This is a genomic window from Pseudoalteromonas mucoides (assembly GCF_049257175.1).
In the GTDB taxonomy this organism is placed as follows: domain Bacteria; phylum Pseudomonadota; class Gammaproteobacteria; order Enterobacterales; family Alteromonadaceae; genus Pseudoalteromonas.
Genome location: NZ_JBMMUC010000001.1, coordinates 379,219 through 401,030, shown reverse-complemented (window position 1 = coordinate 401,030; position 21,812 = coordinate 379,219). Strand labels below are relative to the sequence as shown.

The 21,812-nt window shown below is 39.6% G+C and carries 14 protein-coding genes; 5 read left to right on the top strand and 9 right to left on the bottom strand.

Annotated features, from left to right (window positions below):
* Positions 1-14 precede the first annotated feature (14 nt).
* The gene (locus AAEU30_RS01665; RefSeq protein ID WP_421959006.1) at positions 15-1,025 is read left to right on the top strand and encodes an ABC transporter ATP-binding protein; all 1,011 of its coding nucleotides are present in this window, start codon (positions 15-17) and stop codon (positions 1,023-1,025) included.
* A 69-nt stretch (positions 1,026-1,094) separates the two neighbouring features.
* On the opposite strand, the gene AAEU30_RS01660 is transcribed toward AAEU30_RS01665, so the two are convergent.
* Complete coding sequence (locus tag AAEU30_RS01660; protein ID WP_421959005.1) at positions 1,095-3,869, bottom strand: collagenase; 2,775 nt, start codon at positions 3,867-3,869, stop codon at positions 1,095-1,097.
* Between the two features lie 306 nt (positions 3,870-4,175).
* The gene (locus AAEU30_RS01655) at positions 4,176-5,699 is read right to left on the bottom strand and encodes an EAL domain-containing protein (protein WP_421959004.1); all 1,524 of its coding nucleotides are present in this window, start codon (positions 5,697-5,699) and stop codon (positions 4,176-4,178) included.
* A gap of 297 nt (positions 5,700-5,996) precedes the next feature.
* Here AAEU30_RS01655 and AAEU30_RS01650 point away from each other — a divergent pair, with 297 nt between their 5' ends.
* Positions 5,997-7,028, top strand: coding sequence for a LacI family DNA-binding transcriptional regulator (locus AAEU30_RS01650; protein ID WP_421959003.1), 1,032 nt, complete (start codon positions 5,997-5,999; stop codon positions 7,026-7,028).
* Positions 7,029-7,089: 61 nt separating this feature from the next.
* Here the strand turns inward: AAEU30_RS01650 and gtfA are convergent, their stop codons facing one another.
* Entirely contained in the window at positions 7,090-8,562 is a 1,473-nt protein-coding gene (gene gtfA / locus AAEU30_RS01645; RefSeq protein ID WP_421959002.1) for a sucrose phosphorylase, read from the bottom strand.
* A gap of 175 nt (positions 8,563-8,737) precedes the next feature.
* On the opposite strand from gtfA, the gene AAEU30_RS01640 reads away from it, so the two are divergent.
* The 3 genes from AAEU30_RS01640 (at position 8,738) to AAEU30_RS01630 (ending at position 13,555) form a co-directional block, all read left to right on the top strand.
* Positions 8,738-9,967 carry an MFS transporter gene (locus AAEU30_RS01640; protein ID WP_421959001.1) on the top strand — a complete coding sequence of 410 codons (1,230 nt, stop codon included), beginning with the start codon at positions 8,738-8,740 and terminating at the stop codon, positions 9,965-9,967.
* A 167-nt stretch (positions 9,968-10,134) separates the two neighbouring features.
* Positions 10,135-12,531 (top strand): TonB-dependent siderophore receptor, encoded by a 2,397-nt coding sequence (locus AAEU30_RS01635; RefSeq protein ID WP_421959000.1) that lies wholly within the window; start codon positions 10,135-10,137, stop codon positions 12,529-12,531.
* Positions 12,532-12,592: 61 nt separating this feature from the next.
* Positions 12,593-13,555 carry a carbohydrate kinase family protein gene (locus tag AAEU30_RS01630; RefSeq protein WP_421958999.1) on the top strand — a complete coding sequence of 321 codons (963 nt, stop codon included), beginning with the start codon at positions 12,593-12,595 and terminating at the stop codon, positions 13,553-13,555.
* A 349-nt stretch (positions 13,556-13,904) separates the two neighbouring features.
* Here the strand turns inward: AAEU30_RS01630 and AAEU30_RS01625 are convergent, their stop codons facing one another.
* The 6 genes from AAEU30_RS01625 to AAEU30_RS01600 form a co-directional block, all read right to left on the bottom strand.
* The gene (locus AAEU30_RS01625; RefSeq protein ID WP_421958998.1) at positions 13,905-15,371 is read right to left on the bottom strand and encodes a carbon starvation CstA family protein; all 1,467 of its coding nucleotides are present in this window, start codon (positions 15,369-15,371) and stop codon (positions 13,905-13,907) included.
* A 234-nt stretch (positions 15,372-15,605) separates the two neighbouring features.
* Entirely contained in the window at positions 15,606-16,520 is a 915-nt protein-coding gene (locus AAEU30_RS01620; protein ID WP_421958997.1) for a carbohydrate kinase family protein, read from the bottom strand.
* Positions 16,521-16,522: 2 nt separating this feature from the next.
* Complete coding sequence (locus AAEU30_RS01615) at positions 16,523-18,046, bottom strand: mannitol dehydrogenase family protein (protein WP_421958996.1); 1,524 nt, start codon at positions 18,044-18,046, stop codon at positions 16,523-16,525.
* A 22-nt stretch (positions 18,047-18,068) separates the two neighbouring features.
* Positions 18,069-19,790, bottom strand: a complete 1,722-nt coding sequence (locus AAEU30_RS01610; RefSeq protein ID WP_421958995.1) for a purine-cytosine permease family protein — start codon at positions 19,788-19,790, stop codon at positions 18,069-18,071.
* A gap of 71 nt (positions 19,791-19,861) precedes the next feature.
* Entirely contained in the window at positions 19,862-20,824 is a 963-nt protein-coding gene (locus AAEU30_RS01605; RefSeq protein ID WP_421958994.1) for a sugar-binding transcriptional regulator, read from the bottom strand.
* Entirely contained in the window at positions 20,821-21,501 is a 681-nt protein-coding gene (locus tag AAEU30_RS01600) for an HAD family hydrolase (RefSeq protein ID WP_421958993.1), read from the bottom strand. The genes AAEU30_RS01605 and AAEU30_RS01600 overlap by 4 nt, the downstream gene beginning before the upstream one ends.
* Positions 21,502-21,812 lie beyond the last annotated feature (311 nt).

Below are 21,812 nucleotides of genomic sequence, written 5' to 3'. Positions count from 1 at the left end.
GGATTTAAATTTAAATGCTATCTGTAAGCCAGTTGTCTATAGATTATGGCACTAACCGCGTAGTGAGCGAGCTCAACTTATCGCTCGAAAAAAGTGAAATTCTCATGCTCGTTGGTCCTACGGGCTGTGGTAAAAGTACAATATTGCAAGCACTTGCAGGACTTATACCTATCAGTGAGGGAGAAATCAAACTCGCTAAGTGGAAAGCAACACCTAAACTAACGGTTCCACCAGAAAAACGCAGTGTCGGTATGGTGTTTCAAGATTTTGCCCTATTCCCACATCTAACCGTGGTGCAAAATATCTGTTTTAGATTAAAAGACACAGCCATTGCCGATCACTGGATAAAATTACTCGGCCTTGACGACTTTCGTGATAAAAAGCCTGCAACGCTCTCAGGTGGGCAAAAACAACGGGTAGCCCTTGCTCGCACACTCGCCCACCAACCTGACTTTGTATTACTCGATGAGCCACTTTCTAACCTAGATGCCGCATTAAAAGACATGCTGCGCTGGGATATTCGTAATGCACTCAAAGAAGCTGGCGTTCCTGCTATTTGGGTCACCCATGACCAAGAAGAAGCGCTCTCTATTGGTGATCGTGTCGGAATTTTGCAGGCGGGTAAAATTCAACAACTCGATACCCCAGAGCACTGTTTTAGTATGCCAAGCAATCGCTTTGTCGCACGTTTTTTAGGTGAGGCAAGCTTTATTCGTGGTCAATTTAGTCAAGGTATAGCTCGCACAGATATCGGAAATGTTCCTGCGCACGGCGTAGATTGTGAGAACGGCGATGTCGACGTTCTGTTACGCCCAGACGATGTTGTTCTAGTGCAAGGTGACACAGGTAATAATGGTCATGTTGTGTGGGTGCGCTTTGAAGGCGGCAGTCGTTTATGCGCCGTTGAGCTTGATTGCAAAACACTGGTTACCAGCCGAGTAAGTCATGAAGTGGTCGTAAATCCTGGCGATAAAGTACATGTGTCATTAAGTACATCTCATCCACTTGCAGTTTATAAACGCTAAAATATATTAAACACAAAGCCCATTTTCATGGGCTTTGTGTAGTAATTATACTTTTATAACAAAGTGTTATTAACGGCAACCTTGGCTATTAAAATCAACCACCAAACTTGCGCCATTGCTATTTCCAGCCACTTTTAGATAACCCCAATATTCATTCTGAGCTGAGATATAAATACATTCAGCATTGCCACTATTATTAGACTGCGCTACTTCATTACTGCCATTAGGCCAGCCACTTGCTGCGTAGCTTAAGCTGATATCGCCTGAACCATTTGCTGTTGTAATTGCAATACCATTTTGGCTTTGCACATCGGCAATACTAAACCACATTGGGTCGCTGTTACCTAAGCAAATCACTTCACCATCATTTAAACGCCCATTACTACGGCTTCCTTGAGTCGAACATACATCGGGTACATTTGATGTTGCTTGCGTAAACGATGCCGTAAGCGCTACATTATCAAACGCATTATATCCGCGTAGCATTATTTGATATGTCCCTTGCTCGGCTGGTTCAATAACACATTGCTCATTGTTACCACCAACATATGGACGACAATCATAAATCGCTTCGTTTGGTGTGGCCTCATAACTAACATATAAATCGGCATCACCTGTACCACCCGCGATACTGAATGTAAGTTCGCTTGCGCCTTGCGGAACGACAAAAGTGAAATACTGAAGCTCGTCCTGTAAACCATTTACAGTAACTGATTGACCATTTTGCAGTACCCCATCCCCACCGCTGTTGCCTTGTTCGATACTTGCAGTCGTCGTCACAGATGTACTGGCACCTTCGTTATCAACAACTGTTAAGCTTACATTGTATTCGCCTGCACTCGTGTATGTATGGAATGGATTTGCTGCATTTGATGCACTGCCATCACCAAAATCCCATTGGTAGCTTACAATTGAGCCATCGCTATCTATACTACCATTGCTCGTAAAACTCATTTCACTATTTTGTACACCTGAGTATGGGCCATTTATTTGCGCTATAGGCAAACTGTTTGTTGGCGTGCCTGCCACTAAATCATCGCACCATTGCACAAATTCATTTTCATAACTATTTGCCCACTGTACCGTTTTAGCTTTATAAGCACTCCAGTTCCCGACTCGGGTATGTGCTAGCATGGCATTTACTTCATCATTATGACGCTCAAACATAAAGCGTACAGCCAAATAGCCCCAGCGGTAAATACGGTCTTGATCAAAGCCGTCGTAAGTGGTGGAAAACACTTGTGCTAAGGTATAACGCGAGCCATCACTAATAGTATTTTTAGCCGCATCATTGTTATCTAGATTTGCAACATACTCTGCAACGCCTTCAGACCACCAAACAATATCCTCAGTAGGGGAATTGAAGTTACCATATAAATCAAACCGTCCATCAAGATAATGAACATACTCGTGCTCTAAGTTCCATACATAATGCTCTGCATTGGCATAACTTGCTTCATAGGCAATAAAGTTTGCTTGATTACCTACTACTGATGGGTCACCTTCTAAATACATTCCGCCATTATCGGTATTGATCCCAAAGATTGCGCCTGCATATTTACCGTAATCATCACTGCTATCAAAAATATTAACTTGCAAAAAGTTGTTATTATCATCAGCAACGGGGGTGTTATTCGTTGCTAACTTAGTATGAAATAATCCTTCTTCAGCGCCCATTGCATCACACGCTGCCGCATGCTGGATAGCAGTCATGTTTTGCGAACGAATTTTAATAGTGCTACTACAGCTATAGCTTTGCGATAAAGCTTGTGTAATAAGATCATCCACAAAACCACAAATACCATAATCATTACAATCAGTGTAATAACTTACAGAGTCTGCCGCCGCAAGCCAAACAGCATCTCCATAGCCAAAGCTGCTATAAGTACTAAAAATTGCTTTTAAGCCATTATCAACCGTTGTTTGAATTGAGGTATTTGAATATTGCTTGAGCCTAGCTAATTCACTGGCTGCATTAACGATAAGAAACTGTGCATCCGAGCCAATCATCCATTGTTGTTGCGTAAACGCATTAAGTTTTATAACTAAATCTGTGTCTGTGCCCACAGCTGTGACAAACGCATTATTCCATTGCCCACGATACAGTAAGGTAAAGATACCATTCACTGCACCACGAATATTCCATTTGGTTGCATAGCTTTCATTAAAACGTGTTAGCCATTGTTTTACAACGTTCAAATAACGATGCTGCTGCTCTGAACTGTCCATTGTAATTATCACTTCATTTAATGTTTTACCATGCCCATCGTTGTCATCATAAAAATGGCTATTAGCAACAAATGCATCTATCGCACCGACTACAGCGGTTGTTACCCAAGTAGCAAAGCTCACATTGTCATTATAAAATTCAGCATAAAACCCTGTTCGTAAATATAAAAATAACGCTTCAAGCTCAACGTCTCCACCTCCTGCATAAGTCTGCGAAAGTGACTTTGCATGATTTGCAACAGCGAACATTTTATCTGATGTAAACACTTGGCTTTGTATTGACGCTGAGGCACTAAATAACTCATTAATACAACTTGTACCTTGGCTTTTTATTTCAGTGATAATGCTCGATGTATTTGCACTAGCCAATGCATTTAAATCACAGCTTAAAACAGCAGCCTGATGACTCATAATGCGGGCGCTAAAAAGCGATGGCTGACTTTCTACCTGAGCAACCGGCGCCTTTTCATTGTGGAGCTCCTCAACTCCATGATGGTGTACTCGTTCAATGACAGCAGACAGGGGCTTAAAAGTTCGTTCATTCAACGTATTTGCCAGCGTTACAGAACTCATACCTAATATAGGAAGAGCCAAAATCAATGTGTTAATTTTCATAATATACCTTTAATTATTTTTTATCTTTCAACCCAAAAGGGGTACTTGAAAACACATTTGTAACATTTAATTATCATTGCATACAATATATTTTATATACCATTAACGAATATCAATATATTAGTTTTACAAAAATAAATTAAATTAATACCTTTTAACTAATTTATAAATATGAATAATTAATGGATAAATAAATCGCCCAGGGGATTTTTTATCAAAACGAGCAAAACGAAGTTTTTATTGAGGAGAATTCAGCAGAGGTGAGCGTAGGAGTCTGCTCACCAATATTGATTTTTTAATTTTATATCACTGTTTTAAAAGGTTTTGTAATGCATCGGCTGACATTGATTTAGCATACATCCATCCTTGGCCGTAATTAACACCAGCACTCTTTAAGATCGTTTCTTGTTCTGGAGTTTCGATTCCTTCAGCAATGCAGATATAATCGAACTTTTTAACCAGCTCCATAATATTTGGGATCAAAGATGCTTTTATACCTTCTGTGGTTATATCTTGGACAAACGTTCTATCTATCTTAAGTTGGCTAAAGCTCAAGTGGTGAAGGTTAGATAAATTAGAGTAACCTGTTCCAAAATCATCAATAGAGAGCGAAAAACCTGCTGAGGCTAATTTTTTTAACTCATTATGTGCAGTGTTTGAGTCAAGGTACTCATCTTCAGTGATCTCTAAACAAATACTAAATTTTGATTTCAGTAGCGCCGGCATTTCTAATAATTTAGACACATTTGCGCATTTTACATCATACGGAAATATATTCATTGATACTTTAAAGTCATCAGGAAGTTCACTGTCTTCATTAAGCTGTGCCATTACGGTGTTAACCATAGTAGATGTAAAAGCCCACGTTTGATTATATTGACGTAATAAGGGAATAAATACATCAGGTCCAATAACACCAAGCTTATCTTTAAAGCGCGCTAATACTTCGCAACCCACGACTCGATGAGTATGAAGATCGACTATTGGCTGGTACTCCCAATAAAAAGCTCCCTTAGTGAGCCCTCTTCGAACTCTGCGCCCGATGGAGCGTTTAGTTGCCATGTAATAACTGGTCAATAATCCACTTGAAAGCCCTATTGAGGCACACAAAATCAATGCAACAATAAATAGAGCTTTATTGTCAGATATAAAATCGCGCCAAGGGTAAATAATTGCCACACAATAACGGCTATTAATTTGGCTACAGGTAACTAAACTCTCGTAGGGTAGTATGGAACGACTAACTTGATCGTAGATACCATTATGTCCTGCAAGGTGATTCGTACCATCTGTATTTTTATAAAAAACTTGCCAAAAACTAGATCGAATCGATTCAGGCTCTATAGCCCCTGGTTGAATCACCATATTATAATGACCTTGGCGAACAAGAATTCCCTGCATTCGCCGATTAGGAAATAACAATAAACTTAACGAAGGTTCAAACTTCACACTTATTCCCTTCGACTGCACATAATCTGGCTGTATCTCGTTTACAGGAGATTCCAATACACCTGTACCTGTCGTGCAAATTAATTTATCACCAACCAAAAAACCAATATCAATCGCATACTCAGCATCAAAAAGTGCTCTACGCATAGCTAATAGCGTCTTATCATCGCATTGGGTATAACCTAGTAAATTTAACGGAGTAAGTAATTTGTCTCTTTCAATTGACGCTGCATCTATATGTTTAAGGAGATGTGCCGTATCGGTAAGTTTATCGTTAATTATTTGACTACTTGCAATAACCGTAAGGATTATAATGCCTAAGCCAAAAATCATAATACCGGAAAACACAGCAAATAATGATTTTTGCGGATACTTTTTCATTTTTAAAACAGAGCAACTCTATTGATATCATTATGTTTATTTGCCTAGCTTAGATTACTATTCACGTTTAATCCATCTTCCTACCTAACTTTTTGCTGCAACAATTAAATTAACCTTAACGAAACCAGTCTGTTACAAAGTGTAACTAACTATTATGCTGTGAAGTACACTTTTTTAATTAACAGACTTTTTTACTAGCCCCTCGGATAAAATGATATTTGTGCAATTAACACTTTGATTCAACGCTAAATATGATAATTTACGTATTCATAAGAGAATATCTGGTTATACATTGACATGACTAAAAAAAACCACTGGACGCTAAAAAGTATTGCTAAAGAATTAGGTGTTTCAAATGCAACGGTATCCAATGCATTTAATCGCCCCGATCAGCTTTCTAAAAGCCGTCGAGAGTCTATTTTAGCTGCATGTAAAGAGCTTGGGTATTTTGGTCCAAATAAAGCAGCGCAATCACTTCGTCGTGGTAAATTTAATATTATTGCTTTAGTACTCCCTGATAGCGTTGAATACATGGTGTCAGATCCAGTTGCGAGTAGTTTTATGCGTGGTGTGGCATCTGTACTTGAGAAAAACGGTAATAACCTTTTATTGTTCTCAGGCAATAACGATAATTTAAACAGTGTAGTCGATTTTGTTGATGGCTTTATTTGTTATGGCCGCCCACGTAATCAGCTCTTAGTTGAACAATTAAAAATTGTTCCAAAACATGTTGTTACTGTCGACTTTGACATAGGCCGTAACGCTTCTGTGAATATCAATAATGAGCAGGCGAGTTATGAAGTAGCAAAACATGCACTGACAAGTAAAGATGATCAGGTGGCAATTTTAGGGCTACGTTTGCTTGATGAAAATGTGTTATGTCGTGTCTATGAGCATCATGAATGTGAAGCAGGACAATCAATTGCACATCAACGCTTACGCGGATACCAAACGGCATTATCAGAACTTGCCATCCCTATTGCTGAAGATAGAATTTGGAATATACCTGAAAGCAGCGAACGATTTGCAACTATTGCTGCAAAAGAAGCGCTATCGAGCATACCTCGCCCCACTGTTTTATTATGTATGAGTGATTTAATTGCCTTAGCAGCTATGCGAGAGGCTTTGACACTCGGGCTAACTATTCCAGACGATATTAAAATTGTGGGTTTCGATGGCATAGATGAAGCTAAACGCTTTGTACCAACGCTAACGACAATTCACCAAAATAGTGAAGAAAAAGGCGCATTAGCAGCGCAATTATTTATGAGTAAAGAAGAAGAAAAAGCACTTATTAACTGCCATTTGCAAGTAGGGCAAAGTGGCTAAGATACCCAAATCAGCTCAAGGTGTGATATGGGTATAAGTGCTTATTGTCGAATGAAATAATTTAACCGAGTAAATCACTTAGCGATGTAAGGGTCTGCTCATTTTCAGTGTGTTCGATAATTAACGCTTCACGACGCTCAAAGTTCACTCTAAGCTCAATTGCTATGTCATTTAGCTGCCATTTCAGAGCACATTCGTTAGCACTTCCTGCTACACTAAATTCACCGTTAAATGCGTTATGCCTATTACGTATAGAAATTAACTTTAACAGGCCTTGTACTACAGGCTTCGCTAATGATCGACTTATCTGTTCTGTGTCTAAATACGGGCGATTAATATCACGACCAACATTCGTGCTTGTTAGTAATTCCATGTCATTTTCACACGCAAATAATCCGCCGTAATAGACTTGCGGTACGCCTGGGGCAAAAAATTGTATTGCGCGAGCTACCAAGTAATCAAAGTCACTGGCGCCTAATGCATTATAATACGTACAATTTACTTGGTATAAGTCGACATTGCTGGCAGCTGCGCCTGTAGCTTGACGGCTTTGATCATGACTATTTGCATGAATCGTCTCAACCAAGTTATCAATTTGTTCGCCATTTAGTAGCCCCGCTTTATCACCCATTGGTCCCGCATCAATGATGCCAATGCCATCATGGGTATCAAGCACCGTTAAACAGTTTCGAGGTGAAATTTCTAACCATTGCACCAATGCATCGCTATTGTTAGTAAATAAGCTATGTAATATTAATGGTGGTAATGCAAAATCATAAACCATATTCACACGTTTTGCGACTTCAACCTGAGTTTGATAATGGCTGTGGATCTCAGCAATTGTTTCCATCCCTAATTCATTCGCTTTAGCTGAAAGTTTATCAAGATAATCAAATGTTTGATCAAGCATAAAACAGTTTGTACCGGCCTCTTTTATCGCATAACCAGCAGCATCTAAACGAATAATATTAACGTTATTTTGTGAGAACTTTGTCAGCACATTATCTAAATATTCAACACCTGCTGATGACTTCACATTGATATCGATTTGATTATCAGTAAACGTCGTCCAAAACTCATGTGTTTCTGCGTCTGCACAGGTTATTGGCGTAAAGCAACTTCCTGGGCGCGGGCGATAAATCGCTTGTTGCTCAGCATCACTCATGCCTTTTGGAAAAACATTTTCTTTTGTTAAGAACAAATCCCAATAAACTGATTTTTTACCATTTTTTAGCACATCTTTAAATTGATATGATTGCGCTGACACGTGATTAACAATCAAATCAGCCATCAAATCATACTCTTTACCTAAATTTTGAATGTCTTGCCAAGTGCCAATACGCTCATCAACAGCGCTATGATCAATAGGGTCAAAACCTGCATCACTGCCATCAATTGGGTTATAAAAAGGTAATAAATGTACCCCACCAAAAACCTCTTCAAGGGGGCCATTAAGTAAGTCGGTTAAAGCGTTAATGTCTTTACCTGTAATTCGATCTGCATAGGTGATCAGTTGAACTTTATTCTTCATCATGTGTAAATACCAAGTTGAATCTTAATCGATTAAGATATATCTTTAACTACGAAACCAATTTTTACAAGAAGTTTTTACAACTTTGATACAAAAACGGTGTGGTTAAACTATGATTTAATAATTAATCTATTGAGTTAATTACTAAAATGCTTAGCCACCTGACGAGGATATAAAGATGAATAAAACACACACACTCGTTAGCAATGCTTCATTGCAACACATACGCTGGTTAACATATATGATGTTTTTTATGTTTGCCATGACATCAGATGCAGTTGGTATGATCATCCCAGAGTTAATAAAAGAATTTAACTTAAGTATGACACAAGCCAGCGCATTTCATTATGCACCTATGGCCCTGATTGCCTTGAGTGGACTATTTTTAGGTTTTCTAGCTGACAGTTTTGGTCGAAAGCAAACCATTATGCTCGGTTTATTTATATTTTCTATAAGCTGCTTTTTGTTTGCGTTAAGCAGCAGTTTTATTATCTTCGTGATACTTTTATGCCTCATTGGTTTGGCCATTGGCCTTTTTAAAACAGGTGCTTTAGCCCTGCTTGGTGATATATCACATAGTAACAATGAACATACTAAAACCATGAATAAAGTCGAAGGCTTTTTTGGCATAGGCGCTATAGTTGGGCCTGCTTTAGTGAGTTTTTTATTAACCCAACAAGTTAGTTGGACATATCTGTATATTATTGCGGGCTTTATGTGTTTGATCCTCGCAGTACTGGCATGGCGTGCAGAATACCCACCTGTTGTTAAAACCACAGAAAAACCGACCTCTTTTGCCACAACCATGAAAATGGTCAGAAATCCTTATGCTTTGGGCTTTTCACTCGCTATTGCATTGTACGTTGCAACCGAAGTAGCTATTTATGTATGGATGCCTACTCTATTGGCTGACTACACAGGGTCTTGGACCTTAATGGCTACTTACGCTTTAACAATTTTCTTTATCTTACGTGCCGCCGGACGATTTATTGCCGTATGGTTACTCAATCGCTTTAGCTGGCAAAGTGTTATGGTTTGGCTAAGCTTAGGTATCGCTCTTTGTTACGTGGGTACATTAATTGGAGGTGTGGACGCCGCAGTCTTGTTATTGCCTCTTTCAGGTTTGTTTATGTCTATGGTTTACCCGACACTTAACTCAAAAGGCATTTCATGTTTTGCTGTACAGCAACATGGTGCCGTTGCTGGGGTGATTTTATTTTTTACCGCCCTTTCCGCAGCATTAGCACCCCTATTTATGGGGGTGATCAGCGATATGTTTGGCCATGTACGCTATGGCTTTATTCTCGCAACAGGGTTCGCTGTATTACTGTTTATAGCTATGCTGTACAACTATTTTAAAGACCCTTCGGCAGCGGCTTTGCAACAAATTAGCTCTCTAAAAGAATAATTTGATGTAAATAGACTCAAATAAAATGTCTTTAAAAACAACAATAGTTAAAAAAAGTACGATTAACCAGCAAAAAAAAGTTGCTTAATGTAAAAACTTTGTTATTTTTACTTAATCGATTAAGTAAAAATAACAACCCACTGGGTGAGTAATCAACGAGGCACACAATGACAACATACAACACATCACTTTATTTACTTAGTTCACTCGCTTTAGCTGTTAGCCAAGGGCTGTATGCTGAAGAGACACAACAAACTGATCAAGCAAAAAAAGGCTTAGAGACTATTGTTGTAACCGGCGTACCAAGACGCACGACAATAATGGCATCGAGCGTGTCAGTAAGCAGCGTTTCTTTAGATGAAATCCAAGTTGCAACACCTCGCTCTACAGCTGAAGCATTTAGAATTATCCCTGGTGTTCGTTCCGAATCAACCGGTGGCGAAGGTAATGCAAACATTGCAGTTCGCGGCTTACCCGTTGCATCGGGTGGTGCAAAATTTTTACAATTGCAGGAAGATGGCCTCCCTGTAATGCAATTTGGTGATATCGCGTTTGGTAATGCTGACATTTTCATGCGCCTAGATAGCACAGTGCAAACTGTTGAGTCTATCCGTGGTGGTTCAGCATCAACTGCTGCCAGTGATGCACCAGGCGGTATTATTAACCTTATTTCCAAGACCGGTGAAGAAGAGTCAGGCAGTGTTGCAACAACTATTGGTTTAGACTACGACTCTTTAAGAACTGATTTTGAATATGGCACCTACTTAAACGACAGTGTTCGCTTTCATGTTGGTGGCTTTATTCGCCAAGGTGAAGGCCCGCGTGAAGCTGGCTACACAGCAAATAAAGGCGGTCAGATTAAAGCTAATATCACTAAAGAGTTTGATACAGGTTATGTACGCCTTTACTATAAGCATTTAGATGACCAAAGCATTGGCTATTTACCTATGCCTATGTACTCTGATGGCAGCTCAATTGAGGGCTTTGATGCACAGTCAGATACACCCCACTCTGCACAATTTTTATCTACAACTCGCCTTGATGGCAACAATCAAATCAGCCAAGGCGACATGCGAAATGGTATGAACCCGCAAGTTGACGCCGTTGGTTTTGAAGCTGTATTTGATCTTGATAACGACTGGCGTATTGAAAACCGCTTTAGAAAATCATCAGTAAGCGGTAACTTTACTTCACTAATACCTGCAGAAGTTGGCAACGCAAACGATATTGCTGCCAGTATTGCAGGCTCAGGCGCTACGCTAAGTTATGCCACTGGTGGGGCGCAAGGGCAAGCATTTACCGATGACCTTGCTATGCGCATTCATACATTTGATGTAACCATGAATGATTTCGGCTCTATTGTTAATGATTTAAAGCTTACAAAAGAATTTGGCGAAGATACCAGCCTAACATTTGGTTATTATGCATCAAGCCAAACTATTAGCATGTCATGGCTTTGGAATTCTTACCTAATGGAATTAAAAGGCGATAATGCGGCTTTACTAGACGTATACGCAGCAAATGGCGATAGCTATTCTGATAGCGGTTTATATGCATATGGCACTCCTTTCTGGGGCAACTGTTGTCAGCGTAACTACGATACTGACTACGAAACGCGCGCGCCGTATGTTGCTTTTTCAACAAAGCTAGGTGATGTAAGTATTGATGCCAGTGCACGCTATGATAGTGGTGAAGCACGTGGTAATTACGCTGGTGCTGTGACATCAACGGTTGATATGAACCGCGATGGTTCAATTTCAATTCCTGAACAAAATGTAGCTGGTATTGATATTAGTAACCCAAGTATTGTTAATTACGACTGGGATTACGCATCATATTCTGTTGGTGCAAACTACCAGATCGATCCAAGCTTTGCTGCTTTTGCTCGCATAAGCCAAGGCGGACGCGCAAACGCTGACCGCTTATTATTTGGTAAAGTCGCGGCTGATGGCTCTGTGGCTGATGAAGATGCTGTTGATGAAGTAAATCAGTATGAGTTTGGTGTTAAAAAGCGCTTTGACTCACTCTCTGTTTTCGCAACTGCGTTTTATGCAGAAACAGAAGAGCAAAACTTTGAAGCAACATCACAAAAGTTTTTCGACCGCGAATATGAAGCAAAAGGGATTGAGCTTGAATCAACTTACTTCTTAGACGCGTGGGATTTTCGCGGTAACTTAACGTGGACCGATGCTGAAATTGCTAAAGACGCACTAACCCCAGATGTTGTAGGTAATACACCACGTCGTCAAGCAGATTTTATTTACTCACTAATGGCACGTTATAACTTTAATCAAGGCTCTGCTGGCCTTAACTTTATTGGCACTACCGATGCGTATGCTCAAGATAACAATGACCTTAAGTTTGATGGCTATACACAAGTAAATGGTTTTGTAAGCTATGACTTAACTGAAAACCTCAATCTTGCGTTTAATGTTAACAACCTCTTCGATACTGTGGGTATTACCGAGGCTGAAGAAGGCAGTGTGCCAGAGAATAACATTATTCGAGCACGTGCAATCAATGGTCGTACAACATCACTCACATTAAAGTACATGTTTAACTAATTAAGTCACTCTCCCTCTGTTTGTGCCCAGCCTTTAGCTGGGCTTTTTAAGGTTACAAAACATGAACAAATTACTAAGTTATGGCGAACTTCTCATAGATATGTTGCCTCATGACAATAGAAATTCGGCTTACTCGCCCATTCCCGGTGGTGCACCCGCTAACGTAGCTGTAGGCTACGCAAAGCTTGGCGGTAGTGCTACTTTTTGTGGTGGGATGGGAGATGATAATTTTGCAAAATTATTAACCAACTCATTAATTGAGTACAATGTTGGCACTGATTACTTGTTCACCATAAAAGATGCTCAAACTGCTATGGTCATTGTCAGTTTAGATGAGCAAGCCGAACGCAGTTTTAACTTTTATCGCCATAAAACAGCTGACTTATTAATTAATGAACAGCACTTAGAAAAAATTGAATGGAAAGATTTCTCTGTACTGCATTTTTGCTCAAACACTCTAACAGACTCCCATGCAGCAAACGCGACCGTGACCGCACTCGAGCATGCTTGTCAGCATGATTTATTAATCAGCTTTGATGTTAATTTACGCTATAGTTTGTGGAAAACCCCCGATCAAATTGAAAACGTAGTAGCGCGCTGCTATGGTTTATGTGACATCATAAAATTATCCCGAGATGAACTACAATTCTTAGCTAATAAAAAAGGGGTAACCCCACATTGCTATCTTGAAGAATTACTCACTCTGGGAGTTAAACTGATCTTTGTCACTGATGGACCTAACCCAGCCAAAGCAATAAGCCGTACATTTTCTATAGAACAAAATGCTCCAGAAATAACAGCATTAGATACAACCAGTGCTGGTGATGCATTTATAGCGGGTGTTTTGTTTTATTTCCATCATTTTAACTCGAACACCCCCGTTAATGAGCAAATTATTAATGAGCAAATAGTCGCCCAAGCGATGGCTTTTGGCTTACGCTGTGGTTCAAAGGCATGTCTAAAAAAAGGGGCTTTTCCCGCACTACCTTATCTAGAAGATGTGTTAACAAACAAACTTAACTAAATGAGTATAGTTAACCTGAACTCTGGATAATAAATCTATCTCCAGCGGCTACTTTCAACGCAAACTGCGTTGAATTTACTTGCAATAGGCTAGCTATTGACGCGTAAATTCGCCTTGTTATCGCTAAAAGTCTCCGGCTGGAGACTAATAAATATATTTGTGATTTAATATCAATACATTAGTACATCTCTTAACCAGAGTTCAGGTTAGTTACTTAATTCAAGCGATATTGATAATACATACCTTGCAACTAACACCTCTAATATCGTTAATAAGCTAACCATGATCGGAATATCAAGCACAAAAAAAGCGAGCAAATTACTGCTCGCTTTTTTATCTCAACTCGCGATTACTGCGCTAGCGGTTTCTTATGTTTCGAGTGCGTTATAACAAGCCCTATTAGTCCTACTACAGCAACAACTGCACCAATTGGTTTACCAAAATCACTTGATAAATTAAAGCCAATGGCCGCAGTCATTATGTACGAAAGAGTCACTGCGGTGGCAATTACTGCAGGTACACTTGCTATCCAGTGGAACGCGCCACGGTCAAATAAGTACTTAGTTGCCAGCCATAATACACTGGTCGATAACAACATATTTGAGAACGCAAAATAACGCCAAATAAGTGAGAAATCGAGTTTTGTCATAAAAAAGGCTATGGTCAAAATTGGCACAGCTAATAATAAACGATTGCGTAAACTTTGCGGTATATTAAAGGCATCAACCACAGTCAAGCGCAGCGAACGAAACGCTGTATCACCTGAAGTGATAGGGAATACCGCAACAGCGATAATAGCCATAATGCCACCCAGTACACCTAAATAACTATTGGCAATGTGGTTAACCACCAGCCCTGGGCCACCTAAATCAAGCATTGATTTTAAGCCTTCATAGCCTTCAGGGAATGCAGCAATACCGGCAAGTGCCCATACACAGCCGACAATACCTTCACACATCATAGCGCCATAATAAACTGGGCGTACGTACTTTTCGTTAGTTAAACAGCGCGCAATGATAGGCGCTTGCGTTGAGTGAAAACCACTAATAGCACCACAGGTTATAGTAATAAACAATAACGGCCAGGTTGGTAGTCCATCAGGGTTTGGCGATAAGAAGTCATGTGCGTGATCTGCTTCAAAGTAAGCTAAAAAATCGCCTGCAACAGGTAGATGCGGTGCATTCATTAATAATGACACGGCAACTGCCACTGTCATCACAATCATTAGTAAACCAAAGATTGGATAAAAACGTGTAATTATTTTATCTATTGGCAGTAAAGTGGCTAAAAAGTAATAAGCTAAAATAGCCAACACCCAAAATGTATTATTGGCTAAAAAGGTGTCTTTGAATAAATCTAAGTTACTCAATAAACCCGCTGGGCTCATGATAAATACAACACCCACAAAAAACAGTAGCATGGCGGTGAAAATTAACATAAAGCCTTTAAACACCACATTGTAATACTTACCAGCTATCTCAGGTAAACTTTTGCCATCTTCTTTTATGCTCATTACACCTGAGAAGAAATCATGAACAGCACCACCTAGTACATTACCCAATACAATCCATACCAATGCGACAGGACCATATAACGCGCCAAGGATCGGGCCAAAAATAGGCCCTACACCGGCAATGTTTAAAAATTGAATTAAAAATGCACGAACTGGATGAATTGGTACATAATCAACACCTTCGCTAAAACGCGTTTGTGGTGTGGCTACAGTCGAGTCCATACCCGCTTGTTTTTCTACAAAAGGACTATAGAACTTATAGCCCAGTATTAAAATAGTTAGACAGATGAAAAAGATTATCATTAGCACGTTTCTCTTTTTTTATGAGTGTATTAGAGCGTGTTGTCGGCCGCTCCGCCTTTCAATCCGTGAATAATCGCCGCACGTTATCAGTGCTTGGCTCGATAAACAATTAGACTATAAGATAATATTGCAAAATACATAGGTACAAAGTACTCATACCTACAAATCATAGGCAACAAAAAAGCGGTTAATAAAACCGCTTTTAAAAAAACCGCTTTCTAAATAGCAGTTGGATCACACAGGATCCATAAACTCATTAATTTGTTGATGGCTTAAAATTGGCGTAGCCCCCTGACTTTCTGCAACCATGGCCCCCACAGCACATGCAAAGTCAACGCTGTGTTGAGGAGCATTACTACTACACAATTGGTATATAAGCGCACCTAAAAATGAATCCCCAGCACCCACAGTATCAACCACATTGATTAAATAGCCAGAGTTGTAGTAATTAACCCCTTTAATCGTAAGTAAAGCACCGTGGCTGCCTTTAGTTACGCATAAGTAATCTGTATTCGTGTGCTTTGCGATAAATGCGAGGTTTTGCTCAAGTGAGTGATGCTTACAACCCATAGCTTTCGCTATCTCATAAAGCTCATCATCGTTAAGCTTGATAAAGTCTGCTTTATTCATAAGCTCTATTAAGGTATCAAGCTTATAATGAGGAGCACGAAGATTAACATCAAATACTTTAAAGTTCGCCACCTCAAGTAGTTGCTGTAAAGTAGCATGAGAGTGAGCACTGCGGCCAATGAGGCTACCAAATACAAATACATCATCCGTAGACACTTTGTTTACTAATGTATCGGTTAAAGCAATGTTATCCCATGCCGTATCCGCGACAATGGTATAACTTGCACTGCCACTATTATCGAGTGTCACTTCAACAGTACTTGTCGGTTTGCTGTTTGTTGCGATGAAGTCACAACTAACGCCCCTAGCGGCTATTTCACCGAGCAATTCACGGCCAAGCTCATCATTACCTACCGCGCTTATCATATCCGCTTTAATACCTAGTGCGTTTATGCGAACACACATGTTTAAAGGCGCACCACCTAATCGCTTACCGGAGTCAAAGCAATCCCATAAAACTTCACCAAAACAGCTAATAGTTAAATCGCTGGCTACTTTTTGCTTTATTAATACACTCATTTTTATTTACCCTTTTTAGCTAAGGTTGCAGCCATTACATCTTTTATTTGGCTCTGGGGTGCATAAATTGCAGCTATTGCATGAGTATACTGGCTGATAAACTCTTCATTATCGGCTAAGTCACCAAAAAGACTTTCAAGTTCAATAAATGACGTCGGCTTTATTGTCGTTAACTTAGCCGCGGTACTTAACTCTTGAGCCATATCATCATGAATTTCAAGCGTTTCACCTTGTTGATTTACACCCTTATCACTGTATAGGCACCAACTTGCAATTACCAATGTGGCCAATGCAATATCTCGCTCTTGGATAAGATTGTCACTGATAGTTGCGATTAAAAATTTAGGTAATTTTGCTGAACTTTGTGAGCAAATACGCGCGAGGCTGTCTTTAATATTTGGGTTAGCAAAACGCTCGATTAAAGTATCTTTGTAGCTATCAAGATCAATACCATGAAGTTCATCCAACAGAGGTGTTACTTCTAAGTCCATAAATGAACGAAGATATTTAGCGAATAATGGATCGGATACCGTTTCATCAATGGTACTATAACCATGAAGTTCACCTAACAACCCAAGCACTGAGTGACCTGCATTTAATAAACGAATTTTCATTTTTTCATAAGGCGTAACATCGCTGACAAACTGCGCACCAACAGTATCCCAGTCAGGGCGACCATTACTAAACGAATCTTCAATAACCCATTGAGTAAAAGACTCACACGTAATTGGCCAACCATCTGTAAGACCGTAGGTTTGGCTCACATAATCAATATCAGACTGTTTAGAAATCGGCGTTATACGATCAACCATCGCATTAGGAAATGCAACATGTTGCTCAATCCAATGCGCTAATTCCGCATCTTGTTTAAGCGCAAAAGCTAATAACATTTTTCGCGTAACGTGTCCGTTATGTTGAATGTTATCGCACGATTGCACTGTAAATGCCGCAAGGCCTTGCTCTTTGCGTAGTTTAAGCGCCGCAGTTATATAACCAAAAGCAGTAATTGGTTCTGATGGATTAGCAATATCATGCACAATATCGGGGTTAGTATAATCAAACTCCCCAGTAGCAGGGTGAAAATTGTAACCGCCTTCGGTGATGGTTAAAGACACTATCTTTGTCTCTGCGTGTGCTAGTTTATCAATAACTGCTTGTTTGTTTTCTGGTGCAAACAAGAACTCCACCATTGAACCTATAACCGTGTTTTCAACACGCCCATTTGGATGCCTAATAGTAAGTGTATAAAGATTGTCTTGTTTGGCCAGAACATCTCGCAAACCACGGTTTGCTTCTAACAGACCAACGCCGCAAATTCCCCACTGCTCGTTCCCAGGGGTTTTAAGCAACTCATTTATATAAGCTGCTTGATGCGCACGGTGAAAGCCGCCCACACCTATGTGTACAATACCTGCTTTAACTTTGCTACGATCGTAAGTAGGAACATCAACAATACTCGATAATGAAGCAATATTGTGCTGATTTAGCTCAGTAGAATGAGCTTGTGTGTGTTGTAATTTGGTCATATCGTTGCCTTACTAAACAGATTTACGATGAGGTATTCAATGCTTTATGACGCTTGAGCGACCAGTAAGCAGTTGCAAAATAAAGAAGCGTACAGATGAAGCACACTATTTCAAAAAGTGATTTGTTATCTTTATAAATGCTCATAGTGTCGCTAAAAAACATCACTTGGCTGGCAAAAATAAAAATAGTGATTAATGATAATGTTGATATCGCATTTAATACTTTCGTAAACACTGATGAGTCAATAACAACAGGTGAAAGGGTTTTAGCCGCTTCTTGCTGATACGCCTTAATTGCTTTTAACTCTTGTTCATCTGCAATAATTGCATCGCTGTAATCTTCATCAGCGCCATATTTTTTAGCTAAGGCGGTGTATATAACGATGGTAAAAAACCATGTAGGAATAAATAAATAATAAAACGACATCACATCAAGCGCATTTAAACCAAAACCAAATACCAATGCAGCAGCCCAAGAAGCAATGGCAGGTACACTGCGAGTAATATTTTTATATTTAGCCCAATAACGTGTTAAGCCAATTTTAGGAAATAACACGTGCTCAGCAAATACAATGCCGCCCACAGGCACAACTAATAAACCAGCGTAGGTAAGTAGCGGTAGCATTTGTGAAAATACAAATGGGAAACACGCAATAATTACAGTGACCACACCAACAATAGCGGTTGTGCGTTCACGTGATTGATTAACAAATATAGATTGCGCTGCAAGGCCTGCACGGTAAAGGTTTGCGTTAGCCGTTGTCCAACCAGCAATAATAACTATAACAAAACCAGTCCAACCTAATGCATGGTATGCAACGTCGCCCGGATCCAGTGATGAAATCGTTGTTTTTAGTAATACCGCAACACCTGCGCCCATAATACCCGCAGAGATCCACGCTAAGTAATGACCAAAAAACATGCCCACACCAGAGAACAAACCATAGCTTTTACGTTTCGCAAATCTAAAAATAGCCATGTCGATTAAACCAAAGTGGGTAATTGAATTAGCAGCCCATGCAAAGCCAATCACTTCTAAGAGACCAATGCCCTTTTCACCATCAGCATTTGTTCCGGTCCAAATTGAAGCGTCGCCTATCGCAATAAAGTCACTAAACCCTGATAATGTGGTTGACCCCAATACGTGATTTGATAACTCAGGAAAAAGCACGAACGAGCCACCCACAAAAATAACAAATAGCCACGGCGCGCACAGTTTTGAAAAGTCAGCAACCGTAGAAAAACCATACATAGCGACAAACACCACGATAGAGCCAACGGCTAAAACAATGGCTACAAACGACAAGCTATTTGGATACCAGTCAAGCTGCGCGGGTATATCAAACAAAAACCGCACTGCGGTGGAAGAGACCGTGATCATCGCCGCTGATATCACACTAAAAATAACTACGTTAGCCCAGTTATAGAGCTTGGTCATTGAGTTACCAGCAATTTTGTTTAAGTAGTTATATAAACTCAAGCGGGTTTCTACTGCGATGGGCGCTGTGATAAGCCACCAAGAACACATAGCAAGTAAATTACCAATTAATAAACCGAGTAATATATCCATTGTTGAGGCACCGAGAGCCACAAATGTTGCACCAATTACAAACTCAGTGGCTGCAACGTGTTCACCTGCATATAGCCCAGCAAAATGCTTCCAGCCATGAAGCTTATGTTGAGCAACCGGTAGCTGCTCCTCATTTACCTCACTAAAATTAGGTGTGTTTTGATGTGTTGTCATTATCACTTCCTATACCCGTGTCATTGTTAGTACCCTTGTACGAATAACGATTTAAGGCGTGTTATTAATTTTTATGAAATACGTTTAAGAATTTGTTCAGCAGTATATTCATTAGTAATTAACGAATTAATCAGCTTGCCTTTCAAAGCGCTTGTTAGAGCAGTCACTTTTTCAGGGCCTGCAGCAATACCAAAGACAGGTTTATCTGTATTAATTTGTAGTGGCGTACTCAATAAGCACTGAGTGAGCTCGTTACTAATAAGCTTACCGTTTTCGTCATAAAGCCAACTTACAACCTCGCCTGCTACGCCAGTCTCTTGAAATGAGTGCAGTTGTTCAGGCTCAATAAAACCATCCATAAGTAATGGTGAGTTTTTTGTCATATGGCCTATTCCCACGAAAGTCGCATCGGCATTCGCAGCTAATTGGAAGATATTTTTAACGGGAGCTAAGTCGTGTAATAAGTGTTTTTGCGCTTGTGTTTGTGCAAATAAAGGCAGAGGTAACGGGAAATGCTTAGCATTAACACGGTTAGCCATACTCACTACAATATCAAATTTTGAAGCTGAGCCATCTTGCATCATATTGCCCACTATCGAGACTAATTTATGCTGTTCGCAATCCATGTTAGGCAGCTCTTCAATACATGCTTTTAATGAGCGCCCAGTTCCAAAGGCAAGTGTCTTAGGCTGTTTTGATTTTAAGTAACGCTCTAATATTTTTGCTCCACTTTGTGCAAGGCCGTAAGTAGAATTAATATCAGTTGGATCACTGGGTGCAACCTCACATTCTAATAAATTAAATGCTGTTTTTAGCTGCTCGGCAAGTTCCATGCACCGTGTTATAGGATGCTCTAATCTAACTTTGATTAAACCTTCGCTTACAGCGAGTGCAATCAGTCGTTGCGCTGATTGACGTGATACATCTAATTTTTGCGCTATCTCATCTTGTGTATTTTTTGCCACATAATAAAGCCACGCCGCACGTGCAGCATCTTCTAGTTTTTTTAGTTCGCTGTTTGATTTTTGTTTCATAATAACGACTTACTTTTAAGCTCTGGATGGGAATTAAAAAACGACTGCCAATGATCAAGCAATGCAACTTCAGGGAAGTTTATATGTACATGATTAACACCCTTCTCTAAATGCTGACCGCCAAAATAGTGCATGACTTGCATATTTGCGCTTATTGCAGCTTGAATGCCTGCGCTACTATCCTCAATTACTAAACAGTTTTGCGGCAAAACACCCATCTGATTAGCGGCATGTAGAAATAAATCTGGCGCTGGTTTACCTAAAGTAACTTCTTCACTGGTAAATATCTTTGTAAATAATGAGTCAAATTTAACTGCATGTAATGCTTTTTGCGTTCTTTGTAAACTGCTACTAGTTGCGATACAAAATGGTACATTTAAGTTTAACAATATGTTCTTAATACCTGCCGTTGGCTGTAAGTGCTCTGCAAACATAGTAACCAGCGTGTGCCTGTAATCGCTTTCAAACTGATGTGGTAAATTAACCTCAAAAGCGGTTGCTATTTTCTCGCTAACTGATTTAAAGCTACAACCTAAAAAATGACGCTGAACATAATGCATGTCTATATTGATATTAAAATCTTTTAACATGTCTATTAACACTCGGGCACTTAGTACCTCGCTATCAATAACAACACCGTCACAATCAAATATAACTAGCTCTATCTTATTGGCCATTTGCCACCTTTTTGTGCAATTAAACCTATCACTCACCAATTTGGGCATTAGCCCACAGAGCGAGCATATTCTCTTCTATATGGATAAATGTCAATAAAAAGTGAATATCTAATGCACCAGAATGAATATCATTGGTGAAAAAAAGGAATAAAAACCTGTAGTTTCAAATGAGTTAACGTCAAGCATAAGACTTAAGTCTAAGAGTGATTAAAAGGCACTACAACGAACCAATCCAAAATACTAATCACAACAATCTAAACAATCAATTTTACCGAAATAAAAACATTCCATACACTGGGTTCAATTAAAGG